This window comes from Chitinophaga sp. XS-30, from assembly GCF_008086345.1.
GTDB lineage: Bacteria > Bacteroidota > Bacteroidia > Chitinophagales > Chitinophagaceae > Chitinophaga.
On sequence record NZ_CP043006.1, the window covers coordinates 4,028,526 to 4,051,960 of the forward strand.

The 23,435-nt window shown below is 51.6% G+C and carries 21 protein-coding genes; 10 read left to right on the forward strand and 11 right to left on the reverse strand.

The features are described from left to right. The first annotated feature begins 172 nt into the window (after window positions 1-172). Both FW415_RS16400 and FW415_RS16405 read left to right on the forward strand, forming a co-directional pair. Entirely contained in the window at window positions 173-799 is a 627-nt protein-coding gene (locus FW415_RS16400) for a hypothetical protein (RefSeq protein WP_148387185.1), read from the forward strand. A gap of 118 nt (window positions 800-917) precedes the next feature. Continuing rightward, window positions 918-1,979 carry a helix-turn-helix transcriptional regulator gene (locus tag FW415_RS16405; protein ID WP_148387187.1) on the forward strand — a complete coding sequence of 354 codons (1,062 nt, stop codon included), beginning with the start codon at window positions 918-920 and terminating at the stop codon, window positions 1,977-1,979. 155 nt (window positions 1,980-2,134) lie between these two features. On the opposite strand, the gene FW415_RS16410 is transcribed toward FW415_RS16405, so the two are convergent. Beyond that, entirely contained in the window at window positions 2,135-2,806 is a 672-nt protein-coding gene (locus FW415_RS16410; protein ID WP_148387190.1) for a tyrosine-protein phosphatase, read from the reverse strand. Window positions 2,807-2,876: 70 nt separating this feature from the next. On the opposite strand from FW415_RS16410, the gene xerD reads away from it, so the two are divergent. Beyond that, complete coding sequence (gene xerD / locus FW415_RS16415) at window positions 2,877-3,773, forward strand: site-specific tyrosine recombinase XerD (RefSeq protein ID WP_148387192.1); 897 nt, start codon at window positions 2,877-2,879, stop codon at window positions 3,771-3,773. 143 nt (window positions 3,774-3,916) lie between these two features. Here the strand turns inward: xerD and FW415_RS16420 are convergent, their stop codons facing one another. Then, window positions 3,917-4,798 (reverse strand): hypothetical protein, encoded by an 882-nt coding sequence (locus FW415_RS16420; protein WP_148387194.1) that lies wholly within the window; start codon window positions 4,796-4,798, stop codon window positions 3,917-3,919. A gap of 451 nt (window positions 4,799-5,249) precedes the next feature. On the opposite strand from FW415_RS16420, the gene FW415_RS16425 reads away from it, so the two are divergent. The 5 genes from FW415_RS16425 to FW415_RS16445 all read left to right on the forward strand — a co-directional run bounded on the left by FW415_RS16425 (window position 5,250) and on the right by FW415_RS16445 (window position 8,675). Beyond that, on the forward strand, window positions 5,250-5,639 hold the full coding sequence (locus tag FW415_RS16425) for a hypothetical protein (protein ID WP_148387196.1): 390 nt from the start codon (window positions 5,250-5,252) through the stop codon (window positions 5,637-5,639). A gap of 115 nt (window positions 5,640-5,754) precedes the next feature. Then, window positions 5,755-6,330, forward strand: coding sequence for a hypothetical protein (locus FW415_RS16430; RefSeq protein WP_148387199.1), 576 nt, complete (start codon window positions 5,755-5,757; stop codon window positions 6,328-6,330). Further along, complete coding sequence (locus FW415_RS16435; RefSeq protein ID WP_148387202.1) at window positions 6,327-7,121, forward strand: sensor histidine kinase; 795 nt, start codon at window positions 6,327-6,329, stop codon at window positions 7,119-7,121. Before FW415_RS16430 ends, FW415_RS16435 begins: the two co-directional genes overlap by 4 nt. Before the next feature lie 17 nt (window positions 7,122-7,138). Continuing rightward, the gene (locus FW415_RS16440; RefSeq protein ID WP_148387204.1) at window positions 7,139-7,798 is read left to right on the forward strand and encodes a response regulator transcription factor; all 660 of its coding nucleotides are present in this window, start codon (window positions 7,139-7,141) and stop codon (window positions 7,796-7,798) included. Between the two features lie 34 nt (window positions 7,799-7,832). After that, on the forward strand, window positions 7,833-8,675 hold the full coding sequence (locus FW415_RS16445; protein WP_148387207.1) for a DUF2911 domain-containing protein: 843 nt from the start codon (window positions 7,833-7,835) through the stop codon (window positions 8,673-8,675). A 106-nt stretch (window positions 8,676-8,781) separates the two neighbouring features. On the opposite strand, the gene FW415_RS16450 is transcribed toward FW415_RS16445, so the two are convergent. The 5 genes from FW415_RS16450 to FW415_RS16460 form a co-directional block, all read right to left on the reverse strand. Beyond that, window positions 8,782-10,443, reverse strand: a complete 1,662-nt coding sequence (locus tag FW415_RS16450; protein WP_246858774.1) for a sodium:solute symporter — start codon at window positions 10,441-10,443, stop codon at window positions 8,782-8,784. Between the two features lie 51 nt (window positions 10,444-10,494). Next, window positions 10,495-10,617, reverse strand: coding sequence for a hypothetical protein (locus FW415_RS25555; RefSeq protein WP_256378877.1), 123 nt, complete (start codon window positions 10,615-10,617; stop codon window positions 10,495-10,497). A 34-nt stretch (window positions 10,618-10,651) separates the two neighbouring features. Further along, window positions 10,652-10,813 (reverse strand): hypothetical protein, encoded by a 162-nt coding sequence (locus tag FW415_RS25025; protein ID WP_168208846.1) that lies wholly within the window; start codon window positions 10,811-10,813, stop codon window positions 10,652-10,654. Window position 10,814: 1 nt separating this feature from the next. After that, window positions 10,815-13,289: a PIG-L family deacetylase gene (locus FW415_RS16455; protein ID WP_148387209.1), complete on the reverse strand. Its 2,475-nt coding sequence runs from the start codon at window positions 13,287-13,289 to the stop codon at window positions 10,815-10,817. A gap of 94 nt (window positions 13,290-13,383) precedes the next feature. Beyond that, window positions 13,384-13,713: a DMT family protein gene (locus tag FW415_RS16460; RefSeq protein WP_148387211.1), complete on the reverse strand. Its 330-nt coding sequence runs from the start codon at window positions 13,711-13,713 to the stop codon at window positions 13,384-13,386. A gap of 158 nt (window positions 13,714-13,871) precedes the next feature. Here FW415_RS16460 and FW415_RS16465 point away from each other — a divergent pair, with 158 nt between their 5' ends. Then, window positions 13,872-16,232: an ABC transporter permease gene (locus tag FW415_RS16465; RefSeq protein ID WP_148387213.1), complete on the forward strand. Its 2,361-nt coding sequence runs from the start codon at window positions 13,872-13,874 to the stop codon at window positions 16,230-16,232. 58 nt (window positions 16,233-16,290) lie between these two features. Here FW415_RS16465 and FW415_RS16470 read toward each other — a convergent pair whose 3' ends face one another. Both FW415_RS16470 and pyrR read right to left on the reverse strand, forming a co-directional pair. Continuing rightward, window positions 16,291-17,217 carry an aspartate carbamoyltransferase catalytic subunit gene (locus FW415_RS16470; protein WP_148387215.1) on the reverse strand — a complete coding sequence of 309 codons (927 nt, stop codon included), beginning with the start codon at window positions 17,215-17,217 and terminating at the stop codon, window positions 16,291-16,293. Window positions 17,218-17,240: 23 nt separating this feature from the next. Then, window positions 17,241-17,771, reverse strand: a complete 531-nt coding sequence (gene pyrR, locus FW415_RS16475; protein ID WP_148387217.1) for a bifunctional pyr operon transcriptional regulator/uracil phosphoribosyltransferase PyrR — start codon at window positions 17,769-17,771, stop codon at window positions 17,241-17,243. Window positions 17,772-17,951: 180 nt separating this feature from the next. Between pyrR and FW415_RS16480 the strand changes: the two genes are divergently transcribed. After that, entirely contained in the window at window positions 17,952-18,446 is a 495-nt protein-coding gene (locus tag FW415_RS16480; RefSeq protein WP_148387220.1) for a peroxiredoxin, read from the forward strand. 80 nt (window positions 18,447-18,526) lie between these two features. Here the strand turns inward: FW415_RS16480 and FW415_RS16485 are convergent, their stop codons facing one another. Together FW415_RS16485 and FW415_RS16490 are read right to left on the reverse strand one after the other, a co-directional pair. Next, window positions 18,527-20,158: a SusD/RagB family nutrient-binding outer membrane lipoprotein gene (locus tag FW415_RS16485; RefSeq protein ID WP_148387222.1), complete on the reverse strand. Its 1,632-nt coding sequence runs from the start codon at window positions 20,156-20,158 to the stop codon at window positions 18,527-18,529. 33 nt (window positions 20,159-20,191) lie between these two features. After that, complete coding sequence (locus tag FW415_RS16490; RefSeq protein WP_148387224.1) at window positions 20,192-23,308, reverse strand: SusC/RagA family TonB-linked outer membrane protein; 3,117 nt, start codon at window positions 23,306-23,308, stop codon at window positions 20,192-20,194. Between the last annotated feature and the right edge of the window lie 127 nt (window positions 23,309-23,435).

Sequence of the window (23,435 nt, forward strand, 5' to 3'; positions counted from 1 at the left end):
TTGCGCCGTTATTATAGTAATTATTCAACCTGAATCGATTGTTAACTGATTTTATACAAAAAAATGCCCCTGTTAACACTTTATGTTTATTTATAATAAGCTAACGATTGCTGTTACATAGTTATATTTAAATATTATTTAATAATATGAGATTCCGAGCGTTATTGTAAACATGAACAAGATCATCCTTGACATTGACCCGGGAGGGGAATGGTTGCACCGCCTGGCCCTGCAGGTCAACGATACGGCCGGGGCCGGGAAAGCGGTAAAGAAAGGACGATTCCATTTCCCTTCCACCTTTGGCAAAGGCTTTGCCGCAGCCATTCCCGTGGAGCCTGGACTTTCCTTGTCGGCCATCAGGCTGCGGAGGAAACAGCCTTTTTCGCTCTGTTATGAAAAACTGCCCGGCAGCGAACTGTTCCATTGCAGATACGATGTGCATGACGGGGAAACCGGCGCTTTTGTGACCCATTCCGCAAACCTGTCCTTTACCCGGACCTTCGAAAGCACTCTCTTCTGCCACCAGCTTACCATTACGATGACCCCGGGCTGGATGGCCGATAACCTGGGCTTGCTGGCTACGCCTGGCGGCCGGATCATGGAGGCCTATGGCGCCGGCACAACCTGGTTCTCGTATCTCGATCAGGACCGCCGTGCCCGGGACCTGCTGAACCGGCTGACGGCGCCATCCCTCAAAAGTGTCATTTATAAAGGAATGGTGCTGGAATTGCTGTCTTTTTCGTGGAGTCGTTTAACTTTACAGAAAAGACCAAATACCTATGCCGACAAAATTGCCTGATACCTGTTAGCAGCCTGCAGTACCAATATTTGACACTATTCGAGTAAAAGAAAAATCTGCAGGAGCATAACCCTTGCCCTCTTCTATTTTTCTTTGACGGAGTTTTTTAACCAAGCCCATGAAGCCTATTAGTCTAAAAATTGATCTGGACGGATCATGGCTCTCTGATTTAGCGGAAGATGTCAATGAAATAGCAGGGGCTCATCATCGGGTAAAGGACGGCCGGTTCGTATTTCCGGCCGCAGTGGCAGAGGGATTTGCGGAAGTGATCCATGTAGAGCCCGGACTATCCCTATGTACGCTGGACCTTATGATGCAAACCGACCTGGTATTGATGATCACGAGCAGAAGCCCTCATACCGTGAATTTTCGTTACAACATCGGGAGTTTCAACAGTGATGAGATCGTTGGGCCGGAATTTTACGGCACCACCGGCAGCAACCTGCGCTCCCTCCTGGTGTACAAGTCCGGCGTGGTTACCTGGCTCTGTGCGCGGAAAGGCTCCTATTTTAATTACCTCCTGGTGGTCATGACCGAAGAATGGATGCGGGCCAATATCGGCGAAATGGTGATGCCGGACAGCAAACATTTCATGCAGCGGAACATACAGGAACAGTTTTACCTGTACCAGGATATCGACATGCCCATTTACACCGCGGCGAGACAGATACCCGAGGTCAGGTCTATTTCATATGACTGCCGGGCCATCGCCTACAAAGGCATTATCCTTCAGTTGATATCCCTTTCCTGGGACCGGATCATTTCCCAGTTCAGGGAAACCGGGCGGATCAATATCGCGGACAAGGAAAAGATGGTGGCCTATATGGAACGTATTTTCGCCGACCTGTCCAAACCCCTCCCGGCCGTGGAAAAACTGGCGGCGGAGATTTTCATGAGCAAATCGAAATTCAACCAGTTGTTCAAGAAAATCTACCAGAAGAATGTATATGAATATTATTCGCAGATCAGGATGCACAAGGCCATGGCATTGCTGAAAAGCGGAAGGTTCTCCGTTGCCGAGGTGGCGCATGAGATCAGCTATATGAACCATGGTCATTTTTCAAAAGCATTCAGCAAGTACTATGGCATGTTGCCGAAGGACTGCATCCCGCGGACGAGGAACTTCCGCATTCGCCGCAATTCAGCATCAGGCGGCATATTGCGGATGCCGGAAGGATGAAAGATCGCTTCGGTTAAAACGTAATGCCCTTTGAGTTTTTTCTTCCTGCCTTAAACCTGAACTTCGCAGCACCATATCAAAGTTTTCATAGGATTTAAAATCATAGGATGAATAAACAGAGAGATTTAGGTCTCTATGGCTCTCTTTTTTTTATTTTAAAGATCGTTATTCCTGAATGGGTATTCCATTAAAAACTTTACCAGCTTTTTATCGTCTCCGATAGCCGTGATGGCCCGGAGATGCCGGTGATGATGCAGGTCTGTTCCGATGAGGTCCACCAGTTGCTGTTCCGCCAGCCACCAGGCAGCTTGTTGTACCTGCCGGCCGTAGTAGCCGGTGAAGGAAAGGAGGTTCACCTGCAGGTCTACCCCGCGGCTGCGGATATCCCGGTAGGTCTCCGGACGGTGATGGAAGTAACCGTACCGCTCCGGATGGGCAAGTACGGGGCGGTAACCCTTTGTCTGCAGGTCAAACAGCCAGCTATGCAGCTGGAACGGTTCACTGGTAAACGATATTTCCACCAACACCCTTTCGCCGCCGAGGGTGAGCAGCGGTTTTTCCATCCGTGCGGGAAATTGCTCATCCATATAATATTCCGCTGCCAGGTGTACGGGCAGCGCGGCATTTTTCAGCTGCTCAAATGGTACGGCAAGCGTTTGGGGTGAATTGGGATACAGTTCCGTCATGATATGCGGCGTGGTGATGAGCCTGCGCAGCCCCAGTTCCTGCAGCTGTTCGATGAAAGACAGCGAGGTCTGCAGGTCGGGCGAACCGTCATCCACGCCGGGAACGAGATGGGAATGCATGTCTGTGCCGATGGCCTTCAAGAAGTCTGTTACGCGTTTTTTCCTGAAAAAGAACATCCTGCAAAGCTATGTTAATTTGTAATTTTATCGCATGTGGGATTCAAATATCGAAGGGTTCAAGATATATCTCAAGCTGGAGAAGTCGCTGGCGGCCAATTCCATAGAGGCGTACGTGCGGGATGTACGGCTGCTGACGCAGTATCTGCAGGCCGTGAACAAGCCTTTGTCCCCGCAGGAGATCACGCTGGACGATCTGCAGGCCGGTGTGCAATGGATCGCTTCCCTGGGCATGAGCGCTACTTCGCAGGCCAGGATCGTTTCGGGGATCAAGGGGTTTTTCCGCTTCCTGCTGATGCAGGATATGATCCCGGCTGACCCCACACAACTGCTGGAAGCGCCCAAGACCAGCCGCAAGCTGCCGGATTTCCTCAGCTTTGAGGAAATAGAACTGCTGATCGGGCAGATCGATCTCAGCAAAGCGGAAGGGCACCGGAACAAAGCTATCCTGGAAACGATGTACAGCTGCGGGCTGCGGGTGAGCGAGGTCATTTCCCTGCAGATATCCCAACTGTATCTTGATGATGGTTTTATCCGGGTGATCGGGAAAGGGAACAAGGAAAGGCTGATCCCCATCGGTGCGGCTGCCGTCCGCTACATCCTGATCTATTACAATGAAACAAGAAAGGGCATGGCGGCAAAAAAGGGCCAGGAGGATATCCTGTTCCTGAACCGCCGGGGAAGCGGCCTGAGCAGGGTGATGATCTTTCTGATGATCAGGGACCTGGCGGTAAGGGCCGGCATCAGAAAGACCATTTCCCCGCATACGTTCCGTCATTCCTTTGCCACACACCTTGTTGAAGGCGGGGCGGACCTCAGGGCCGTACAAGAGATGCTGGGGCATGAAAGCATTACTACCACCGAAATCTACACGCATTTAGACCGGGAGTACCTCCGCGACACGCTCCAGCAATTTCATCCAAGATTTTGACAGCTAAACAGGAGAAGATAACTACAGCCTCCCAAAAAGCCTCCGGGTAAACAGAAAAAGAAAAAAACAGCTACCTGTGGGAGGCTTGGCTGAGGGAGGTAGCTGTTTGTAGAATTGGGGCTTTCCAACATTGGGTGAGACCGCTACACTAAATAGTGGTCTTTATAATTCACTTGTGTCTTACTCGCATGTATAAGATCATTCAGCCATCCTGTAAGCCTTGTCTGCCGTTTGACAGTTTCCGGCCGGATCAGGATGTTCAGTTTTGAACAGGGGGAGAGTTGCCTCCGCTCCGGCATCAATGCGGCATCTTTGTTCTCGCACCAGATCAGCTGGTTACCGGCGTACACTTTAAAGTACACGTCCGGCCCGTGCCCGGTAACTCCTTCTTCCCTGCCCTTCTGCAGCGTTTTGCTGCTATTCACCGCTTTTCCTGAAAAATATAATTTATAACGTCCGTTCTTGTTGGTCCTTGCCCAGCCCAGCAGGCGGTTATTCCATGCATTGTATGCCTCCACCCTTACCGTTCCGATGCCCAGGAAGCTGCTGGCGTCCTTTACGGCGCCGGTGATCACCCATGCGCTGAATTCGCCACGGATGGCATTCCACTTATCGGACGGCACAACGTAGGCAAAAGCCCCCATATGCCTGTCCTTATTCCTTTTCCAGTGCGGCACGAACGTGCTCAGGTGGTATTGCACCCAAACGTTCTGCGTGTGCTGCCGGCCCTGGATGCTGCTGAGGCAGATATCCATTTCCAGCGGTTCTGTGAACAGATGGAGGTCTTCCCAGGTCACCGAGAAGTTTCCCCGTTCGTCCAGCACCGATTCTGCGAGCAGCCGCTCGGATTTGGCATCTACGTCCCTTTCAGACAGCTGCCGGAGGTCTTTGAATATTCCGCGTGCCAGTTGCTCGGTATTATATTGCTCACCGGGCAGATATATCCTGATACGCGCATTGGCCAGGGGTTCAATACACTCTTCACAGATCATTGCAGAGATGTTCCCAATCAACATGTAACTCATAGCGATCTCTTTTTGGTTTTCAAATTTTGGGGGTTAACCCGCTTGTTACTTCCGGACTCCGGGCTCCGGCAAACCCTCTGCATACTAACGAACAAACTATGGTAGAAAGGCCTGAATGCGTGAAAATCTGTTCTGGAATTAACACGGATGCCATCAACCACCGTTCTTCAAATCATCGCTACAAAGTTTAGGAAGAATAAACTGCCAGTCAAGCGTTATACCACGCTTTTTGCCGAATGCGTATTTCTACGCATTTTATGCGGGAAACTACGCAAGAGCCCCGGGGAACGGGCGGTTTCACTGCGATATAAATGCAGGACCAACAAGGGATAACATGATTTGCGGGGTGTACGGTCGACCGGGGGTGTTATAAAGACTAAACTTTGAAAAGTAATTATTTATAATAATTTTACCGGCGATAATTATTTATTCCTATTAAAATCTACACGCAATGTCAAAATTTTCAAGAGACTCGGGAGAATTCATCTCCCTGCTAAAAGGCGCTAAGCTGACACAGGCTTTCCGCATCGATCAGATCGATCGCAAAAAACACAAGAACTTTACGATTTCGGCTTTTTTTGGTGAGAAGAAACTGCATAAACTGTTGGACAATCCCGATGCAATAGGCTTACGGATCTACTACGGACTGGATATAGACGGCGATGGCAAACGCGACAAGCGATTTGTGATCGTGGCGGTTGACAAAGAAGGGAACGACATCCTTCCTTCTTCAGCACCCGGCTTTAACAAAGACGCCGCCGGTGAAGATATCCTGGATGATGGCGTTTCTTGTCCATATGACTGCCCGAAGGGGAATGCGCTGAACTCTGATAACGGATAAAGACTATTAAGTGCCGAACATTTTTCTAATTTCTTTCTTTGTAATGCTGGGGATCGAATGTTTACTTTTGATCCCCTTTTTTCAACAATACAGGCATCTGCAAAAGCCGGGCAAGGTGATCTTTACTTATCTGATCACCAGTATCATTTTTGCGGGAGGGTCTTACCTGCAGGGTTTTATCTTCAGGATGAACAATATGCTTTTTGTAGCCGTGATGACCCTGGTACAGTATTATGTGCTCTCCTGGTTCTACTTCCTGGTGATCAAAGGCGCTGGTGCAAAAAAATTGATCATCTTTCTTACCCTGGCCGGTACCGTTATTTTTTTCATGGATATTTTATATTGGGAAGGCCCTAAACGATTCAACTCTATTTTTGCCAGCTACCGGACCCTGGTGCTGATCAGCTGCGGTATCGCTGTTTTCCTCCAATTGCTGAAAGACGAAGATCTTATCGAACGTTCGATCTATATGAACAGTCTTCCCCTTTTCTGGTTCAACTCCGGGCTGTTCGTATATCTTTGCTGTCACTTCCTCAAGGCGCTGACCTATAACTTCCTCCAGAACAGTATTTACGTGGAAACTTTCCGAGACCTTCAGCAGATCACCTGGTCCCTTAACTTTATAGCAGGCACAATTCAGCTGATTCTTTTTTATATTGGGCTGACTAAAATTAAACGCGCGAGAACATGAACCTCGTAGAAATGATACTGGTTGGCACGCTGGTTATGCTCCTGCTGGGCATTTTTGTGATAATACTGGTGGTTTTGCAGCAGAAGCAGGTGGTACAGTATAAGCTCAGGCTGAAAGACAAAGATCTCCAGATCCAGAAGGAACGGCTGGTAGCCGTATTACAGGGGCAGGAAACCGAACGCAAGCGCATTGCGGAGGACCTTCATGATGAGGTGGGCGCACAGCTTTCGGTGCTCAAGCTCAGTCTTAATCACCTCCTGCAACTGGCCGGCAACGGCGAAAAGGAACGGATCAGGGAGACCAAGGATTTTACGGATACGATCATCCAGCAATTGCGGTTCATTTCCCAAAGCCTGCATCCCACCACCCTGGAGAACCTCGGGCTCAGTCATGCGCTGGATTCGTTCTCCAGCCTGATGAACAAGAACAGGCAGATCGCCATTCAGTTCCGTACGGATGGCTCCGAATATAAAGTAGACCGGGAAAAAGCCCTGAATGTGTACCGCGTGGTACAGGAGGTGATCAATAACATCCTCAAACATGCCGGGGCCACCAAAGTGGTGATCAGTTACCGCAGCACGCCGGGCCTGCTGACCATTCGCGTGGAAGATGACGGAAACGGCATGCTGGTTGACAGTCTGGAGGCCTCCCGCCGGAAAACGGGGCACCTTGGGCTAAAAAATATCGAGAGCCGTTTGAATATTATCGGCGGAAACATCACCTTTGTGAAAAATTCACCCGCCGGTACCATCGCCGAGATCACGGTGGAGAATTTTCAGCCTGTAATCTAAGCAAAAACCTGTCTTGTATGCTTCCGCCTATTCAAGTCGCTATCGCTGACGACCATAAGATATTCCGCAGCGGTGTGATCAATACGCTCACGCCCTACGCCAATATAAACGTCATGTTTGAAGCCGAAGACGGCGAGCACCTCCTCCAGATCATGGAAAATGACGTGCCCGACGTTATTCTGATGGACCTGAAAATGCCGAAGATGGATGGCATACAGGCTACTATCAAGGTAAAGGAGAGATTCCCCGATGTCAAGATCATCATTCTTACCATGTATGAGGATGACAACTTTATCGTGCATCTTGTGGAGAACGGCGCCAATGCCTACCTGTTGAAGAACAGCGAGCCGGAGGAGATCTATGAGGCCATCTGCACCACTTTCGAAAAAGGATTTTACTTTAATGAGAACGTAAACCTCGCCCTGCTCAAGAAAGTGCTGCACAAGAACAAGCAGCAGTTCAAACCTGATTTCAAGCATAAGGTACAGCTGACAGAGCGTGAAATGGAAGTGCTGCAGATGATCTGTGACGAGCTGACCACCCAGGAAATATCGGAAAGGATCTTCCTGAGCCCCCGTACTGTGGAAGGATTGCGGCAGAAGCTGCTGGAGAAGATGGAAGTGAAGAACACCGTGGGCCTCGTGGTATATGCATTCCGTAACGGGCTGATCGAATAAGTATTCAATTATTATTACCACCAAATAATCTGACATGAAACAGCTTTCCATGATCTTATCCGCAGTGGCCTTATGTATGGCAACAGGGCTCACTGCAACGGCACAGGGCATCAAAATGCCTGCGCCCAGTCCCACCCAGACGCTCAAGCAGCAATTTGCGCTTTCCGCTGTGGAGGTTACCTATTCCCGTCCGGCAAAGAAGGACCGTACCATTATGGGCGACCTGGTGCCTTACGGCAAATTATGGCGTACCGGCGCCAATAGCGCTACCCGTATCAAATTCGGGGAAGATGTGAAACTGAACGGCCAGCCTGTTGCTGCCGGCGAGTATGCATTGTACACCGTACCGTCTCAGAACGGCTGGGAGATCGTGCTCAACAAAGGCCTGAAGAACTGGGGCGTTGACGGGTACAAAAAGGAAGACGATGTACTGCGTTTTGAAACAGAGATACAGGAGCTGCCTTTTGCCATTGAATCCTTCATCATCCTGTTCGAAAATGTGATGCCCACTTCCATGACCATGATGATGGCCTGGGATAAAACCCTGGTGCCCATCCAGATCACGGCGGACATTGACGGCAAGGTAATGGCGCAGCTGGATTCCGCCATGCAAACCGCAAAGAAACCTTACTTCCAGGCCGCCAACTATTATTATGAGACCGGCCGCGATCTGAAAAAGGCGCTGGAGTATGCGGATGCCGCTACCAAAGAAAGCCCCGAAGCTTTCTGGGTAATGCACCTCAAAGCCAAGATCCAGGCAAGGATCGGTGACAAACCGGGCGCGAAAGCAACCGCGGAGCAATCCATCGCTTTGGCGAAAAAGGCCAATAACGCGGATTATGTGGCGCTGAATGAGAAACTGATCGCTAACCTGTAAAGGAGATCAAATAGCTGAACGGGCTGTTCCAACCGGGGCAGCCCGTTTTTTATGCGGGTCTGTTCCAGGTTGATGTAAATCAGCGGATAAAAAGCGATGGCAGTCCTTAAGCCTGTTCCGGCAGATCCCCGCTGCCGCGTTTCGCGTTATCGAACAGTTGCCAGATGGCCGCCACCAGCATCACCAGCAGGCAGCCGATCACGTTCAGCCAGAGAAAAGACACGATATCCGACATGTACACCGTGATCACCAGCAGCTCCGCTACCAGCGCACCCCAGAAGGCCGCATTCCCCTTCACCCACTTCATCATGAATGCCACCACAAAAATGCCGAGAATGGTGCCATAGAAAAGGGAGCCGAGGATGTTCACCGCTTCAATGAGACTGCCTAGCCCGGTTGCGAATTGCGCTACCGCAATGCTGAATACGCCCCATATGAGCGTCCATATTTTGGACATGCGCAGGTACTCCCCGTCCGTGGCGGTCTGGTTGATCATCCGCTGGTACACGTCCACCATTGTTGTGGAGGCCAGGGAGTTGAGGGCTGCGGCGATACTGCCCCAGGAGGCCAGGAAGATGATGGCGATCAGCAGCCCCACCAGTCCTTTCGGCAGGTTATGCACTACAAAATGCAGGAATATATAGTTGGTATCGTTCGCTTCCGCGGTGGGATCGGCCTTTTTGATCAGCACCCTGGCGGAATCGCGCACGAGCATGGAGGCGTCTTCCACGGCTTTCAGTTCGGCCTGCGCAACACGGATATCCTTTTCATCCTCTGTTTTCAATGCATCCGCCAGCTTGTGCACATGCGCCTGCTTGCGGTCGGACAGCTCGTTGTATTCCTGTTCCAGCAGTTGCATCTGCGGGGCATAAGCGGAATTGTACACTTTCCTCACCTGTCCTTCATTAAAGCTGATGGGGGCGCGGAAATAGAGATAGAACACAAATACCAGCGCACCGATCAGCATGATCAGGAACTGCATCGGTACTTTCACGAGGCCATTCATCAACAGCCCCATCCGGCTCTCCGTGAGCGTGCGCGCGGTGAGGTACCGCCCCACCTGGCTTTGATCGGTACCGAAATACGAGAGGGCCAGGAAGAAACCGCCGATCACCCCGCTCCAGATATTATAACGGTCTTTTACATCAAAATCCGTAACGATCACATTCAGCTTGCCCATTTTGCCGGAAACATGCAACGCTTCCCGGAAACCGATCTCCTGCGGTAAAAGATGCATGACCATATATCCCGCCATGAACATCCCCGCAAAGATGATCCCCAGTTGCAGGGACTGGGTGTAGGAAACGGCTTTTGTGCCGCCGTACATGGTATAGATAATGAGCAGGCCGCCCATGAAAATGTTGGTATAGTAGATGTTCCAGCCCATCAATGACGACAGGATAATGGAAGGGGCATAGATGCTGATGCCGGTAGACAGGCCGCGCTGGATCAGGAACAGGAAGGAGGTCAGCGTCCGGGTTTTGAGATCGAAGCGCTGTTCCAGGTATTCATAGGCGGTGTAGACCTTCAGCCGGTGGAAGATCGGCACAAAGAACATGCAGATCACGATCATCGCCAGCGGCAGCCCGAAATAATACTGCACGAAGCGCATCCCGTCCGTATAAGCCTGACCGGGGGCGGACAGGAATGTTATGGCACTGGCCTGGGTGCCCATGATAGACAGCAGCACGATGTACCAGGGCATGGTGCGGTTGCCGAGAAAAATAGCTGTCCATATCCTTCTGGCCGCGGCTTTTCCAGACACCATACAGTATGATAGCCACCAGCGTGAGGGATAGCACGATCCAATCAGGATAACTCATGCGAACGTTTTGGTGAAGAAGTAAAAAAAGATGACCAGCGCAATCAGCCAGGCCGCTACGACAATGTACCAGATGGACCAGCGCGGGAACAGCGGTGGTTTTTCTTCCTGTTTATTCATCAGCGTGGTTTTATTTTTTCAGCCGCAACCTGCTTCAGTTTCTTCTTGATAAAAAAGCACCGCTCAGCAGGCCAAGTACAAGACCTATCAGCAGGCCGATATGCACCCTTTTGATCAGGAAACCGATGACCAGTCCGATCACGATGCATAGGCCGGCGGACATCCGCATGCGGGTATTTGCTTGTCGATTGCTCATCTTATTTCGATATCATGTTCACAAACAGCCGGTATGCTCCCGGAACGCCGGCGGGTAGCTGGCGGAAGAAAGCAAGGCCGGTGTAAATATATTTTCCCTTACCGTAATTCGCGATGATGGTGGAGCCGTCCAGCGGGCGTTCTCCGGGATCGTTCATTTCAAACGGTTTGCGGTAGCTTTTATCTGCCTGGGAAGGGAAATACAATCCCCGTTCCTGAATCCATCCCGCGAAATCCTTTTGCGTGATGGTATTAGGATAGCTGAACAGGGAATCCTTTGGCAGCAGGAATTTCACGGGTGCAAACTCGTTCGTTACCCGGTCCCGGGAGAGGCTGAAGGGGAAAGGGCCCATCTGGTCAGTGACCAGCCCGCCGCTGGTGTTGTACTGTATCAGCAGCACTCCGCCGTTCTTCACATACTCCAGCAACCGCGGCTGCCAGTAACGCAGCCGTGGCTGGGTATTGTAGGCGCGGACGCCGGTAATGATCGCATCATATTGGGAAAGGTCGCCGCTCATGATCTCTTTCTCTCCCAGCCAGGTGACCATGTAGCCCACCTGCCGCAGCGATTCCGCCACCTTGTCCCCTGCCCCGGAAATATAGCCGATGCGGCGGCCGTTGTGTTTCAGGTCCACCGTTACCAGCCTTGCGCTGGCGGAGGGGAAAATGGTAATGGACGGAATATGGTCGTATTGAATGGTGGTGATGCTGTTCGTATATTCTCTGCCGTTAGCTGTGGTCACAACGGTTAACGTATCCACGATGTTCTGCCCGTTTATCTTCACCGGCGACACCTGGAATACAACTTCCGTTTCATCTCCCTTGCCTTCCAGGGCATAGGGGATCGATGCTTTGTCCGCCCGGAACCCTGCGGGCAACTGCAGGCGCACGGCGCCGCTGACATTGCCTTTCATGGAACGTATTTTTACCGGCACGGCCTGCGGTGCGGCCTGTGTGAAGATGAACACCTGGTTATCCAGCGAGGCCACAACAGGCGGCGCTATCACCAGGGAACGATATACCTCGCCCTTGACGGGATCGGTGAATTTGTAAATGAGCGGTCTTGTCACGGAAATGGTTTCTCCACCTGTTTCCAGGAAGAAAGTAGCCCTGAGCGAAGGAATATTCTCCGGGTTGCCGGTCAGCTGCGGATCATTGATGATGTAAGTGCCGGGCGGATGCGGATGCTGCAGCCAGTAAGGCTGTGAAATAGCGGTGCGCTGCGGCACGGTCACCGTTTTCCGGATGGATTCAAAACGGTTGAACGGCAGCAGGTGTTCCTCCCCCACATCTTCGCCATTGATGCTGATCTTTTTCAGGGTAACGGGCACCCTGCTGCGGTTGATGAACTGAAGGTCCGTTTCCACAGATTCGCCCGGAACGATCTCGCCCTGGCGGGTAAATGCTTCCATCCAGATGCCGGCGCAGGCCAGGATCAGTTTATCGGTTTCCTGCAGTTTGACCGTTTTCCAGTAGCCGTCCGGCAATGCGCGGATCTTTTTGCGGATATCGACAAGGGCTGGCACACTGGCCGCCGGATCATCCATATTGTATGCGATCAGGGCGTTCTGTATCAACCGGCCGATCTCATCACCGCCGTCAACGCGTGCCCAGCTGGTATTCACGCCGTCCAGCAGGCTGTGGACCGGGGCATCGCCTTTGATGGTGGAGAAATATTCGAGGGAAGAGCCACGGGAGGATGCCACGCCGAAGCCCTGGCTTTTATGCTGGGAACGGCTTTCTGCGGCTATTTCACCAAAACCTTTACCCAGCAAAGCGTTATAGGCGCCTACATCCAGCTTGAACTGGTCGTTGGAAGTGGTGTTATTGCCGCCGAAATTATAGGTATTCCATAAGAGGCGCTTTACCTGCCAGGGTTCTACTTTATCCAGCTGTTCGGGAAACTGGGCAGGGTCTGCCGCTGCCGCAAAGGCTTCCGCCGCCAGCATGGCGGATGCGGTATGGTGACCATGCCCCGCGCGGCTATCCGCCGGGAAACGGCAAATGATCACATCCGGCCGGAACTTGCGGATCACCCATACGGCATCACCCAGTACTTTTTTACGGTCCCAGATGGTAAAGGTCTCCTCCGGGTTCTTGGAGAAACCGAAGTCATTGGCGCGGGTAAAGAACTGTTCCGCGCCATCAATGCGGCGGGCGGCCAGCAGTTCCTGCGTGCGGATCAGTCCCAATAACTCCGCCTGCTCGTTGCCGATCAGGTTTTGCCCGCCATCGCCGCGGGTAAGGGAAAGATAGCCGGTGCGGTACAGGCTTTCCTGCGCGAGATAACCCAGCAGCCGGGTATTTTCATCATCCGGATGTGCGGCCATATATAATACACTTCCAAGCGTATTCAGTTTTTTCATCTGCAGCCGGATCTCGGCGGCATTCAAGGGAGGAGCTGTCTGTGCCTGCAGGGCGGTAAAGCCACATAACAGCATGGCGGCCAGGCAGCAAAGGGTGCGGTATCTTAACATGAAATAGTAACCGGTTTAGTCAAGTTGTCAAAAATAGGAATTAATCAGCGGATAAGGTTACCGCTGGTGGAATAGCAACGAAAAGTTAAAGGGATTACTTTTTGAACATGAAATATACGGCTCCCAACAGCAGGGCAAAAGATATGAGGTAGTTCCAGCGCAACGGCTCCTTCAGGAACAGCACGGCAAAAACGCAGAAAACGGTCAATGTGATCACTTCCTGCACCATTTTTAGCTGGAAGCCGTTGAACCCGTCCGTATATCCGTAACGGTTAGCCGGCACCATAAAGCAGTATTCGAAGAAGGCGATCCCCCAGCTGATCAGTACCACTTTCCATAGCGGAACATTGGTATGTTTGAGATGCCCATACCAGGCAAACGTCATAAAAACGTTGGAGACCAGTAACAACAGAATGGTGCGCATGAAGGTTAAGCTATTGAATTTCAGGAATTGTTACTATAATGAACGGTATGCGACCGTTAATGAACAAATATACTATGTTTACCCTTTGTAATTAATTATTTTTCAGTACATAGCTCTATGGCACAGGCTTTGAAAAATGGAATGCCTAAATTTCAGGCATGTTTCGTAATTATCTGCTGATTGCGTACCGCAATATCGTCCGGCACAAGCTTTTTACCGTTATCAATATTTTTGGCCTGTCATTAAGCATGAGCCTCTGCCTGCTGGTCATTATGCAGATCAGTAAGGACATCGGTTACGATCATTTCCATCCGCAACCGGAACGCACTTATCGTGTAATTACGGAACTGAGCGATCCGCAGGGTAATGCCTGGAAGCTGGCCAGTTCTCCTCTGCCGTTGCGTGATGCGCTGACCAGGGATAAAGTGGAGGTGGTTCAGTTGTATCCCGTACTGAAAGGCAGGGCAACGGAAGGCAAAAAAACACTGCCGGTGAACGGGTGTTATACTGACCCCGCATTTTTCCGTGTATTCGGGTTCAGGCTCGCAAAAGGGAATCCGGCCATGGCGCTGCAGTTGCCAAACAGTATTGTGCTCAGTCACGAAACGGCCCGAAGGTTCTTTGGGAATGCGGATGCTATGGGCAGGATCATTTCAATGGGAAGCCTCGGTGACTACCTGGTTACCGGGGTGTTTGAGCCACAGACGGCCGACACGCACATCCGGTTTGATGCCTATGCGTCTGCCAGCACAATACCGCGACTGGAAAAAGAGGGTGCCCTGCCGGAAAAACTGCAGAACTGGAATGCTTACAGTGATGCCTATACTTATCTGATACTGCCGGACGGTGTTCAGAAAAAGCAGATGAGCGGCAATCTGGAACGCCTGGCGGCTTCACTGGTTGATGATCCCTCCCGGGGAAGCATTCAGTTCCACTTGCAGCCGCTTGACGGGATCACGCCTTCCTGGGATGATATTTATAACGACTTTCACAGTGGCGCCACCTGGGGCAAGATAATGGCCGCGGCAGGAATCGCTTTTATCATACTGCTGTCTGCCTGCTTCAATTACACGAATCTCTCCATCGCCAGATCGCTTACACGCGCAAAGGAAGTTGGTATCCGAAAGGTTTCCGGAGCCACCCGGTTGCAAATATTCGGACAATATATCATGGAGGCGGTGCTGATATCACTTTTTTCTCTTATGCTGGCCTGGTTGCTGCTGATGCTTAATATCCGGCACCGGGTATTTGACATCATACCCGAGACGATAGTCACCTGGCAGATATTCCTGGCATTCCTTGGATTCAGTCTTTTCACCGGTCTGCTTGCGGGATCGCTGCCAGCCTGGATATTATCAGCTTTCAATCCGGCCCAGGTATTGAAAAGCATGCCTTCTTTCCATCTTCTGGGCAGGATGAATTTGCGTAAAGGGCTGCTGATCTTCCAGTTGTCAGTTTCCCTGGTGATCACTGTTTTCCTGTTTGCATTCTACCGGCAGTTTACTTATATGGCGGATGCGGATCCCGGTTTTGACGCAACGCAGATTCTGAGCCTGCAGCTGCAGGGAAATCCCCCGGATTTGCTGATGCATGAAATTTCGGCGCTAAGCGGTGTGGAGAACGTAGCAGCTACCTCCGGGAACTTTGGGCGCTTCCATGGTGAACGCGTTCCGCTTAAAGCCGGCAAAGAGGATGATCCGGTGAAAACGAGCCTCTTTTATGTAGACAGGCAGTTTATCCCCATGATGGGGCTCCAGTTTCTGGCTGGCAATAATTTCCTTCCGCAGCGCGACCGCTCACTACTGATCATCAACGAAAAGGCTGCCGCAACGTTCGGTTTTAAAACGCCTTTCGATGCTGTTGGACAAAGGGTGTGGCTGAACGATTCTTCCGTGATGCAAATAAGCGGGGTCCTGAAGAATTTCCATTTCGAGAACATGGGAGTGGCGATAGCCCCCCTGGCATTCAGGATAGACAGCGCGAATTTCCAGTTGCTGAACATTAAAGTGAATACGGGCGATAAGGCACATACAATGAATATGGTAGCTGCGGCCTGGCAGCACGTATATCCTGGTCAACCTCTCCAGGCCTATTGGCTTTCAGAGAAAATTCATGAAGATAATGCCCAGAAACGCAGTATTACTACATTGGGGGTCCTGGCGCTGATGGCCATTGTAATTGCCCTGATGGGATTGCTCGCGATGGTGATCTATACTACCGAGCTACGCCGAAAGGAAATTGGCATACGGAAGGTAATGGGAGCCGGTAGCGGCAGCCTTATGATGCTGCTATCCCGGGGTTTTATCAAGCTACTGTTGATTGCCGGGGGGATTGCGCTGCCTGCGGGATATTTGTTGAGCCATCTTTTTCTGCAAAATTTTGCGCTGCGTACTCCCTATGGCTTGGGAAGTGTGATGCTCTGCTTTTTTATAATGCTGTTCATTACCCTGCTTACAATTATCTCCCAGACCTGGAAAGCTGCCAGGGTAAATCCTGCCGACAGCCTCAGGAGCGAATGATAACCGGTAATAAGCTGATCGTTGAAGAAGATCAGCCATCAAAAGAAGAAGAAAAATATCAGGATTCTTTCCTCGCCAGCAGGTACAGCACGGCCATGCGGGTGGCGACGCCGTTCTCCACCTGGTCCAGGATAATGGACTGGCCGGAGTCCGCCACATCGGAACTCAGCTCCACTCCCCTGTTGATGGGGCCGGGATGCATGATCACAATGTCTTTTTGCAGGCTGTCCAGCAGTTTCCGGTTGACGCCGTATGCCAGGGAATACTCCCGGAGGGAAGAGAACAGCGGCATGTTCTGGCGTTCGAGCTGAATGCGCAGTACGTTGGCAACGTCCGCCCAGGCGAGGGCCTCGCGCATATTGTAGCTGACGTTCACGCCCAATGCCTGCCCGATATGCTTGGGGATCAGCGTGGGCGGGCCTACCACCGTTACTTCAGCGCCGAGTTTTTTCAGGCAGTAAATATTGGACAGGGCTACACGGGAATGCATAATATCGCCGCAAATGGCGATTTTCTTGCCTTCTACGCTGCCCAGCCGTTCCCGGATGGAGAAAGCGTCCAGCAGGGCTTGTGTGGGATGCTCATTGATACCGTCCCCTGCATTCACGATCGGCACGTTGATGTGCCTGGCCAGGAAATGTGGGGCGCCGGTGGCGGAATGCCGCATGACCACCATATCCACTTTCATGGACAGGATGTTGTTGACCGTGTCGATCAGTGTTTCGCCTTTTGATACGGAAGACCCCGAGGCCGAGAAATTCACCACATCCGCCCCAAGCCGCTTTTCCGCCAGCTCAAACGAGATGCGGGTGCGCGTGGAGTTTTCGAAAAATACATTAACGATAGTGGTATCTCTTAAAGTAGGGACCTTCTTAATAGGCCGTTGCAGAACTTCCTTTAATTGGTCGGCAGTTTGAAAGATGAGCTCTATATCCTGACGCGTCAGATCGCGAATACCTAATAGATGTTTAACAGAGAGTGACATTCTAAGGTGCAAATATAAGCGGTTTATGCTATCAACACAACTTCATCTTTTCCATCTCTTTCTTTCCACAATACTTTCACCCGTTCCGTAATGATCGCATCGATCGTTCTGCCGGTATAATCGGGTTGTATGGGCAGCTCCCGGCTGAAACGCCGGTCTATCAGCACCAGCAGCTCTATGGCGGCCGGGCGGCCGAAGTCCAGCATGGCATCCATCGCGGAACGGATCGTTCTGCCGGTGTACAGCACATCATCGATCAATACCACACGTTTGTTCTCCAGGGAAAACTCGATATCGGTCTCGTCAGGCGCCTGAAGCCCTTTGCCGCTTTTGTAATCGTCCCGGTAAAAGGTAATATCCAGCCGGCCGTAAGGGATCTGTACCCCCGGCAGGAGCCGCTGCAGGTTATGATATATCCTGTCAGACAGGTAGATGCCACGCGGCTGCAGGCCTATCAGCACAGTATCCGAAAAATTCAGATGGTTTTCTATCAGTTGGTGACTAAGCCTGTCGATAGTGATCGCGAGTTGCCGGTCCGTCAAAATAGATTTCAAAACAAACGGGATTTAGAGATCAAAAATAAGGATTAATGGCACAGATCAAAAATAAACAAACGTCAAGCATGTATTATTTATATAATACCAGTGGCGTCTGCTGTTTTAACATTTTGATGTGGCCTGCCTTTTGTAGCTTTATTGGAGAAAATATTCATCATTATGAAAATCATACCTGCCATGCTTTTGACACTAGCCATATTCGGTTTCGGCTCTACCGCAAAATCACAGATCGCCAACGGCTCCAAAGTGCCGGATTTTGAACTGAAAGACCAGGACGGTAAAAACTTCAAACTATCTGACGCACTGGCCAAAGGCCCTGTTGTTGTTTATTTTTATCCGAAAGATGATACCCCGGGCTGCACAAAGGAAGCCTGCTCATTTCGTGATTCCTTCGAGCAATTCAAGGACGAAGGTGTACAGGTAGTAGGGATCAGCGCGGACGATGTAGCCTCCCACAAAAAATTTGCGGAGAAATACAAACTGCCTTTCACTTTGCTGAGTGATGAGGGTAACGAGGTGCGCAAACTGTTTGGCGTACCCAAAACCATGATGCTGCCCGGCAGGGTGACCTATGTGCTGGACAAGAACGGCGTAGTGGTGCATCAGTTCAATTCCATGACCAAAGCGGAACAGCATGTGGAAGAAGCGATTGCTGCTGTTAAAAAGATGTAAACATATCTATTTTTAAAGAGAGCGGGTGCATCAAAAGTATGATGCACCCGCTTTTTGTTGTAACACTTCAGTGAAAGAGATTATTTTTTATCCCACCAGACCTTTGTTCCACCGTTATCCGGACCATCCAGCATGGTGAGCGCCCTCGTATAGCCGCCCTGGTTGCTGTTCCTGAATTTGGAAGGAATGGGCAAACGTTTGATGAACCCGGAAATGCTGCCGTTGCTGTTGTTCACGATCACGGGGAACAGTTTCGGATAACCGGTGCGCCTGAATTCGGTCCAGGCTTCCTGGCCGTCAGGGTATAGCGCGATCCATTTCTGGGTGATGATCCTTTCGAGGTTGCGTTCATCCGTATCACCGGCATTCCATTGAATGGTAACGGTGCTGAGGTTGGGATTGCCAGCCGGTACGTTGTTCGCATTGGCGACCATAGATTTTGGATCGATATAGGGGCTGGCGGTGGCGGTGTTGTTCTGAAGGTAGGCAGTGGCCGGCCCTGCGCCCCATTCTTCAAAAGACCGTTCCACGGCGGTCTCGTAATTGGTTTCGGCGTTTCCTGCATTGCTCCAGTTCCGCAGGGCAGCTTCGGCTTTCAGGAACCAGGCTTCTGCCGCGGTCATGATCTTGGCTTTGGCCTTCAGCCTGTCGAAATAGTTGGCGGAAGCAGCGGAGGCGATGGGTTTGGAGTATCCGGAGTATCTCGACTTGTCATCTATAGCTACGCCGTTGCGGATGCCGATGAACTGGCCGCTGACCGCTGCATCGGACGCCGGGGTCATATACCGGGTGATGCGCGGATCGCTGTATCCCTGCAATAAAGAAGCCAGCGGCGCGCCGGTGCGGATATCGCTCCAGTCCTCAATGATCACCACTATCGGGCTTTCCGATCCGTAATCAACGAGCGCGTTATCGCTGTTGCCGTCCAGCAGTCCCCCGCTGGCGGGGTCCAGTGCTTTTTCCCCTTCTGTTTTTGCCAGCGTGGCATCAGCATACACGATCCTCAATGCCAGCCGCAGGCGAAGGGTATTCGCCAGTTTCAGCCATTTCTGAGGATCTCCGCCATAGATAAGGTCGGCGTTCTTGAATGCGGTGGTCACTGTTTTGGTGCCGGCGGCATAAGGTTTCAGCTTTTCCACCGCCACGTCCAGGTCGGCGAAAAACGCCTTGTAACCATTTTCCTGGGAATCGAAATCGATGGACAGGTCGGCATTCGGCTTGCTGTACTTCGTGTAAATAAGCGGTCCGAAGATGTCTGCTACTTTATGCATTTCCATCACTTTCAGGATCAGCCCCAGTGCATCGGTATCATTGAAATCCACCCCGGTGTATTCGGGCTTGAATTTCTCATAGTCCGCCACACCCTGCATCACGCCGTCGTATGCAATATTCAGTATCCACTCGTTCCATCCATCCATCATGAAATAGTTGCTGTTGTTGTTGCCGCCGTTGAACGGGGTCGGCGTCATCATATAACCGCTGTAGATATCGGAGTTAAGATTGCGCTGCAATTGATATTGCCAGTTGATATAATGATGAAGGCTGCGCTGCGCATTCTGCAGCGGAAGGGCCAGCGCCTTGAAATCAGCAAGGAATACATCCGGTTTAACGCCTGCCGGATTGGTATTGATATCCTTGAAGTCTTTTGTACAGGCCGTTATCATCAGCGAGCAGGCCAGCGTCAATAACGGGAGTTTTTTATGTTTGTTCATATACATTCAATTGGTCGTGAAAGAAGTGGTGTCTCAGAAGGAACATTTCAGGTTAACCCCTATGCTCCTGGTAGAAGGCAGGCCAAAGGCATCGATCCCTACGCCACCGGCGCTTACCCCGGCTACCTGCTCGGGGTCGAACGGCGCATCCCGTTTAAAGAAGAACAGGTTGTTGCCGATCAGGCCCAGCCGGAGGTCTTTCACCGCATTCCCTTTCAGCGGCAGCTTCCAGGCTATGGACAGTTCCCTGAGCCGGATAGCGGTGGCATCAAAGATATACGCGCTGCCGGAAGGCGTTTTGCCGCCGATATGCTTGTAATAGGTTTGCGCATCCACCGTACCGCTCCAGGCATGGCCATTTTCGTCCACCGCATTTGAAATGTTCACGGTGCCGCCATTATCACGGGCATCTCCTGTTCTTTTGCTCACGCCAAGCTGGTCCATATACCCTTCCGTGATGCTGAACACCTTTCCGCCAAATTTACCATCTATCAGCATACCAATATACACATTACCAATGGAGAAGGTATTATTCCAGCCGAGGATGAATTTGGGATTGGGGTTGCCGAACAGGCTGTCTATCAGTATGGGCAGGTGTGTTGTGCTGTTGACCACTACCCTTCCCTGCGGGTCCTGCTGAAATGTGCGGCCATAGAAATCACCGAAAGAACCATCCAGTCTCAGCGCGGTATATCCGCCGCTGCTGGGCAGCTTGTAAATGGATGCGGGATTTGCGCCCTGCACTATGTTGGGATCAAAAAGCTCCACGATCCTGTTCCTGTTCCGGGAGAAATTCACGGTGGTAGTCCAGTTGAATTTGCTGTTATTGAATACCTGGTACGATGCGGATGCTTCAATACCGGTATTCTGGATATTGCCGGCATTGATATCCCCTTTGGTGCCGGTGCCGATGAGCAGGTCTATTCCGCTGAAGTACTGGTGAATGATGTTGGATTTATACCAGGTAATATCGACAGACAGGCGATTGTTAAGGAGGCTCCACTGCGTACCGATCTCCAGCGATTTGTTGCGTTCCGGTTTCAGGCCAAGGCCCAGCGAATCCGGGGCCGGCTGGCTGGTGGGCGGATTGGATACCCCACCGGTGGAAAATGTGTATAAAGGATAAGTGCTGTTGGCGGCTACGTCGTTCCCTACCACGGCATAGGATGCCCGCAACTTCGCCAGGTTCACCACGGCCGGCAGGCGGAAAAGATCATTCAGTACAGCGCTCAGGCCAACGGAATAGTAATTGTAACCGCGTTTCTCCGTGGGGGTGAACGAGAGTGTGGATGACCAGTCATTCCGGTCCGCCAGGTCGAGGTACAGCATCTCTTTGTAGTTGAGCTGCAGGCTGCCGAATACGGACTGCAACTGGCGGTTGGCGGTGGGACTTCCTTCCGTGGTATTGCGGATGTCTATGTTCGATTTATCCAGCGCTGATTCCAGGAAAACATTGGGAACAGTTGGAGAACCGGCTACCGTGATGATCTTTGCCCGCTGGTCCTGTATGGACGTACCGGCGGTGAAACCGATGCCCCAGTCATTGCCCAGTTGACGTTCGCCGGTCAGCAACAGGTCGCCATACAAAGAGCGGCTGGTGCTGCGGCTGGAGAAAAGGTTGCCATTGGCGCGGGCGAGAGTGGACTGCGTGGTGGCGTACATCCTGCGCTCGTATTCATTGGTGAAATGGCTGATGTTGCCGCGGGTCTGCAATACCAGCCAGTCATTCAGCAGGTACTTCAGGGACACGGCGCCGTACACATTCTGATTGCGGTTGTCGGCAGGATTACGGTACAGCGTCCAGTATGGATTCTGCTGGTAATCCTGGCCGCCCCAACCGCCACCGTTTGCCAGGTCTTTATCGTAATTGATGTTCCACCAGTTCTGCGCATTCAGGTAACGGGCGGAGGAAAAATATTCGTATTGTTCATAATCGGAGAAGTTCAGCCCCCTCGGGAACAGGTACAAGCCGGTAAGCGGATTGAAGTAAACGCCCGGTGTAAGCCGGTTGTGCGCTTTCTGCATCGATCCCATAAATGTACCGTCAAATATCAGGCGGTCGTTCAGCAGCTTGCTGCTCTGCCGGAAATTGAGCGTATGCTGTTTGTAAGTGCTGGTGGGCAGTACGCCTTTGTTATCGGTTTTGGAATAAGAGAGATAGTTGGATGATCTTTCATTGCCGGTCTGCAGGCTGAGGCTGTTGATAAAGGTCAGGCCTGTTTGAAAGAAATCCTTCACGTAATCCTTATCCGGCTGGGTTGCGCCGCTTGCGCCCCAGCTGTCGTCACTGCCGGGAGATGTGGCGGTACCGGGAGTCGTCTGTGAATATTTGTATTGCAGTTCCGGTAGTATGTTCACCCGGTCAACCGTCATGCTGCTGGAAAAATCGATCTTGCTGATGCCGTTTTTCCCTTTTTTCGTGGTGATGAGCACTACGCCGTTGCTGCCCTGGCTGCCATACAATGCGGAGGCAGAAGCGCCTTTCAGGAGGTTGATGCTTTCGATATCATCAGGGTTGAGGGTGCTCATGATATCTCCCGCGTCCGGTGCATTATTATACAGGCCGGCATCCGGACCGCCGATCTGGTTGATGACAGGGAGACCGTCGATCACATAGAGCGGCTGGCTGTTGCGGGTGGACTTGTCGCCGCGCAGCACTATTCTCACAGAGCCGCCCGCGCCGCCGGAGGTACGGTTTACCTGTACGCCGGCCACTTTACCGTTCAGGCTGTTCATGACGTTCGTATTCTTTACGGTGGAGAGGTCAGCGCCGGAAACGGACTGCATGGAATAGGTCAGGCTTCGCGCCTTGCGCGTGATGCCCAGGGCCGTTACCACAACGCCTTCCAGTTGCTGCACATCCGGCTCCATGATCACGGAGACTTCCGTATCGGAGGCGCCGATGCTTACGCGCCTGGTGGCAAATCCCGCCGAAGTTATCTCCAGGGTGGCAGCCCCCGGCGGAACGCTTAGCATGAACCGGCCTTCCTGATCAGCGATGCTGCCGGTAGCCGTGCCCTGCAGGCGTATGGTGGCCCCGATCAGCGGAGCGCCGGTGCTGTCTTTCACCACTCCCCTGACCTGGCGTGTCTGGGCCATCATGGGGTGGAACAGGAAGAGTAAAATAACAGAGAACAATAAACGCATCATACGTCAGATTTTAGTTGAGTTATCATAAATACGTGGACCTTCTATCTAACAAAGACGCACTCTTGAAATAGTGGTACCTATTGTGGCGGAAAAAATGCATTGCCGGCCCGGGGATGCCGGCAAGCGG

Coding starts and splice junctions, on each gene's coding strand:
- FW415_RS16440 (WP_148387204.1), top strand. CDS start 7,139: ATGCTTCCGCCTATTCAAGTCGCTATCGCTGACGACCATAAGATATTC.
- FW415_RS16480 (WP_148387220.1), top strand. CDS start 17,952: ATGCTTTTGACACTAGCCATATTCGGTTTCGGCTCTACCGCAAAATCA.
- FW415_RS16450 (WP_246858774.1), bottom strand. CDS start 10,443: ATGGTGTCTGGAAAAGCCGCGGCCAGAAGGATATGGACAGCTATTTTT.
- FW415_RS16470 (WP_148387215.1), bottom strand. CDS start 17,217: ATGTCACTCTCTGTTAAACATCTATTAGGTATTCGCGATCTGACGCGT.
- FW415_RS16445 (WP_148387207.1), top strand. CDS start 7,833: ATGAAACAGCTTTCCATGATCTTATCCGCAGTGGCCTTATGTATGGCA.
- FW415_RS16425 (WP_148387196.1), top strand. CDS start 5,250: ATGTCAAAATTTTCAAGAGACTCGGGAGAATTCATCTCCCTGCTAAAA.
- xerD (WP_148387192.1), top strand. CDS start 2,877: ATGTGGGATTCAAATATCGAAGGGTTCAAGATATATCTCAAGCTGGAG.
- FW415_RS16460 (WP_148387211.1), bottom strand. CDS start 13,713: ATGCGCACCATTCTGTTGTTACTGGTCTCCAACGTTTTTATGACGTTT.
- FW415_RS16455 (WP_148387209.1), bottom strand. CDS start 13,289: ATGTTAAGATACCGCACCCTTTGCTGCCTGGCCGCCATGCTGTTATGT.
- FW415_RS16400 (WP_148387185.1), top strand. CDS start 173: ATGAACAAGATCATCCTTGACATTGACCCGGGAGGGGAATGGTTGCAC.
- FW415_RS16405 (WP_148387187.1), top strand. CDS start 918: ATGAAGCCTATTAGTCTAAAAATTGATCTGGACGGATCATGGCTCTCT.
- FW415_RS16420 (WP_148387194.1), bottom strand. CDS start 4,798: ATGAGTTACATGTTGATTGGGAACATCTCTGCAATGATCTGTGAAGAG.
- FW415_RS16485 (WP_148387222.1), bottom strand. CDS start 20,158: ATGAACAAACATAAAAAACTCCCGTTATTGACGCTGGCCTGCTCGCTG.
- FW415_RS25025 (WP_168208846.1), bottom strand. CDS start 10,813: ATGAGCAATCGACAAGCAAATACCCGCATGCGGATGTCCGCCGGCCTA.
- FW415_RS16465 (WP_148387213.1), top strand. CDS start 13,872: ATGTTTCGTAATTATCTGCTGATTGCGTACCGCAATATCGTCCGGCAC.
- FW415_RS16490 (WP_148387224.1), bottom strand. CDS start 23,308: ATGATGCGTTTATTGTTCTCTGTTATTTTACTCTTCCTGTTCCACCCC.
- FW415_RS16435 (WP_148387202.1), top strand. CDS start 6,327: ATGAACCTCGTAGAAATGATACTGGTTGGCACGCTGGTTATGCTCCTG.
- FW415_RS25555 (WP_256378877.1), bottom strand. CDS start 10,617: ATGAATAAACAGGAAGAAAAACCACCGCTGTTCCCGCGCTGGTCCATC.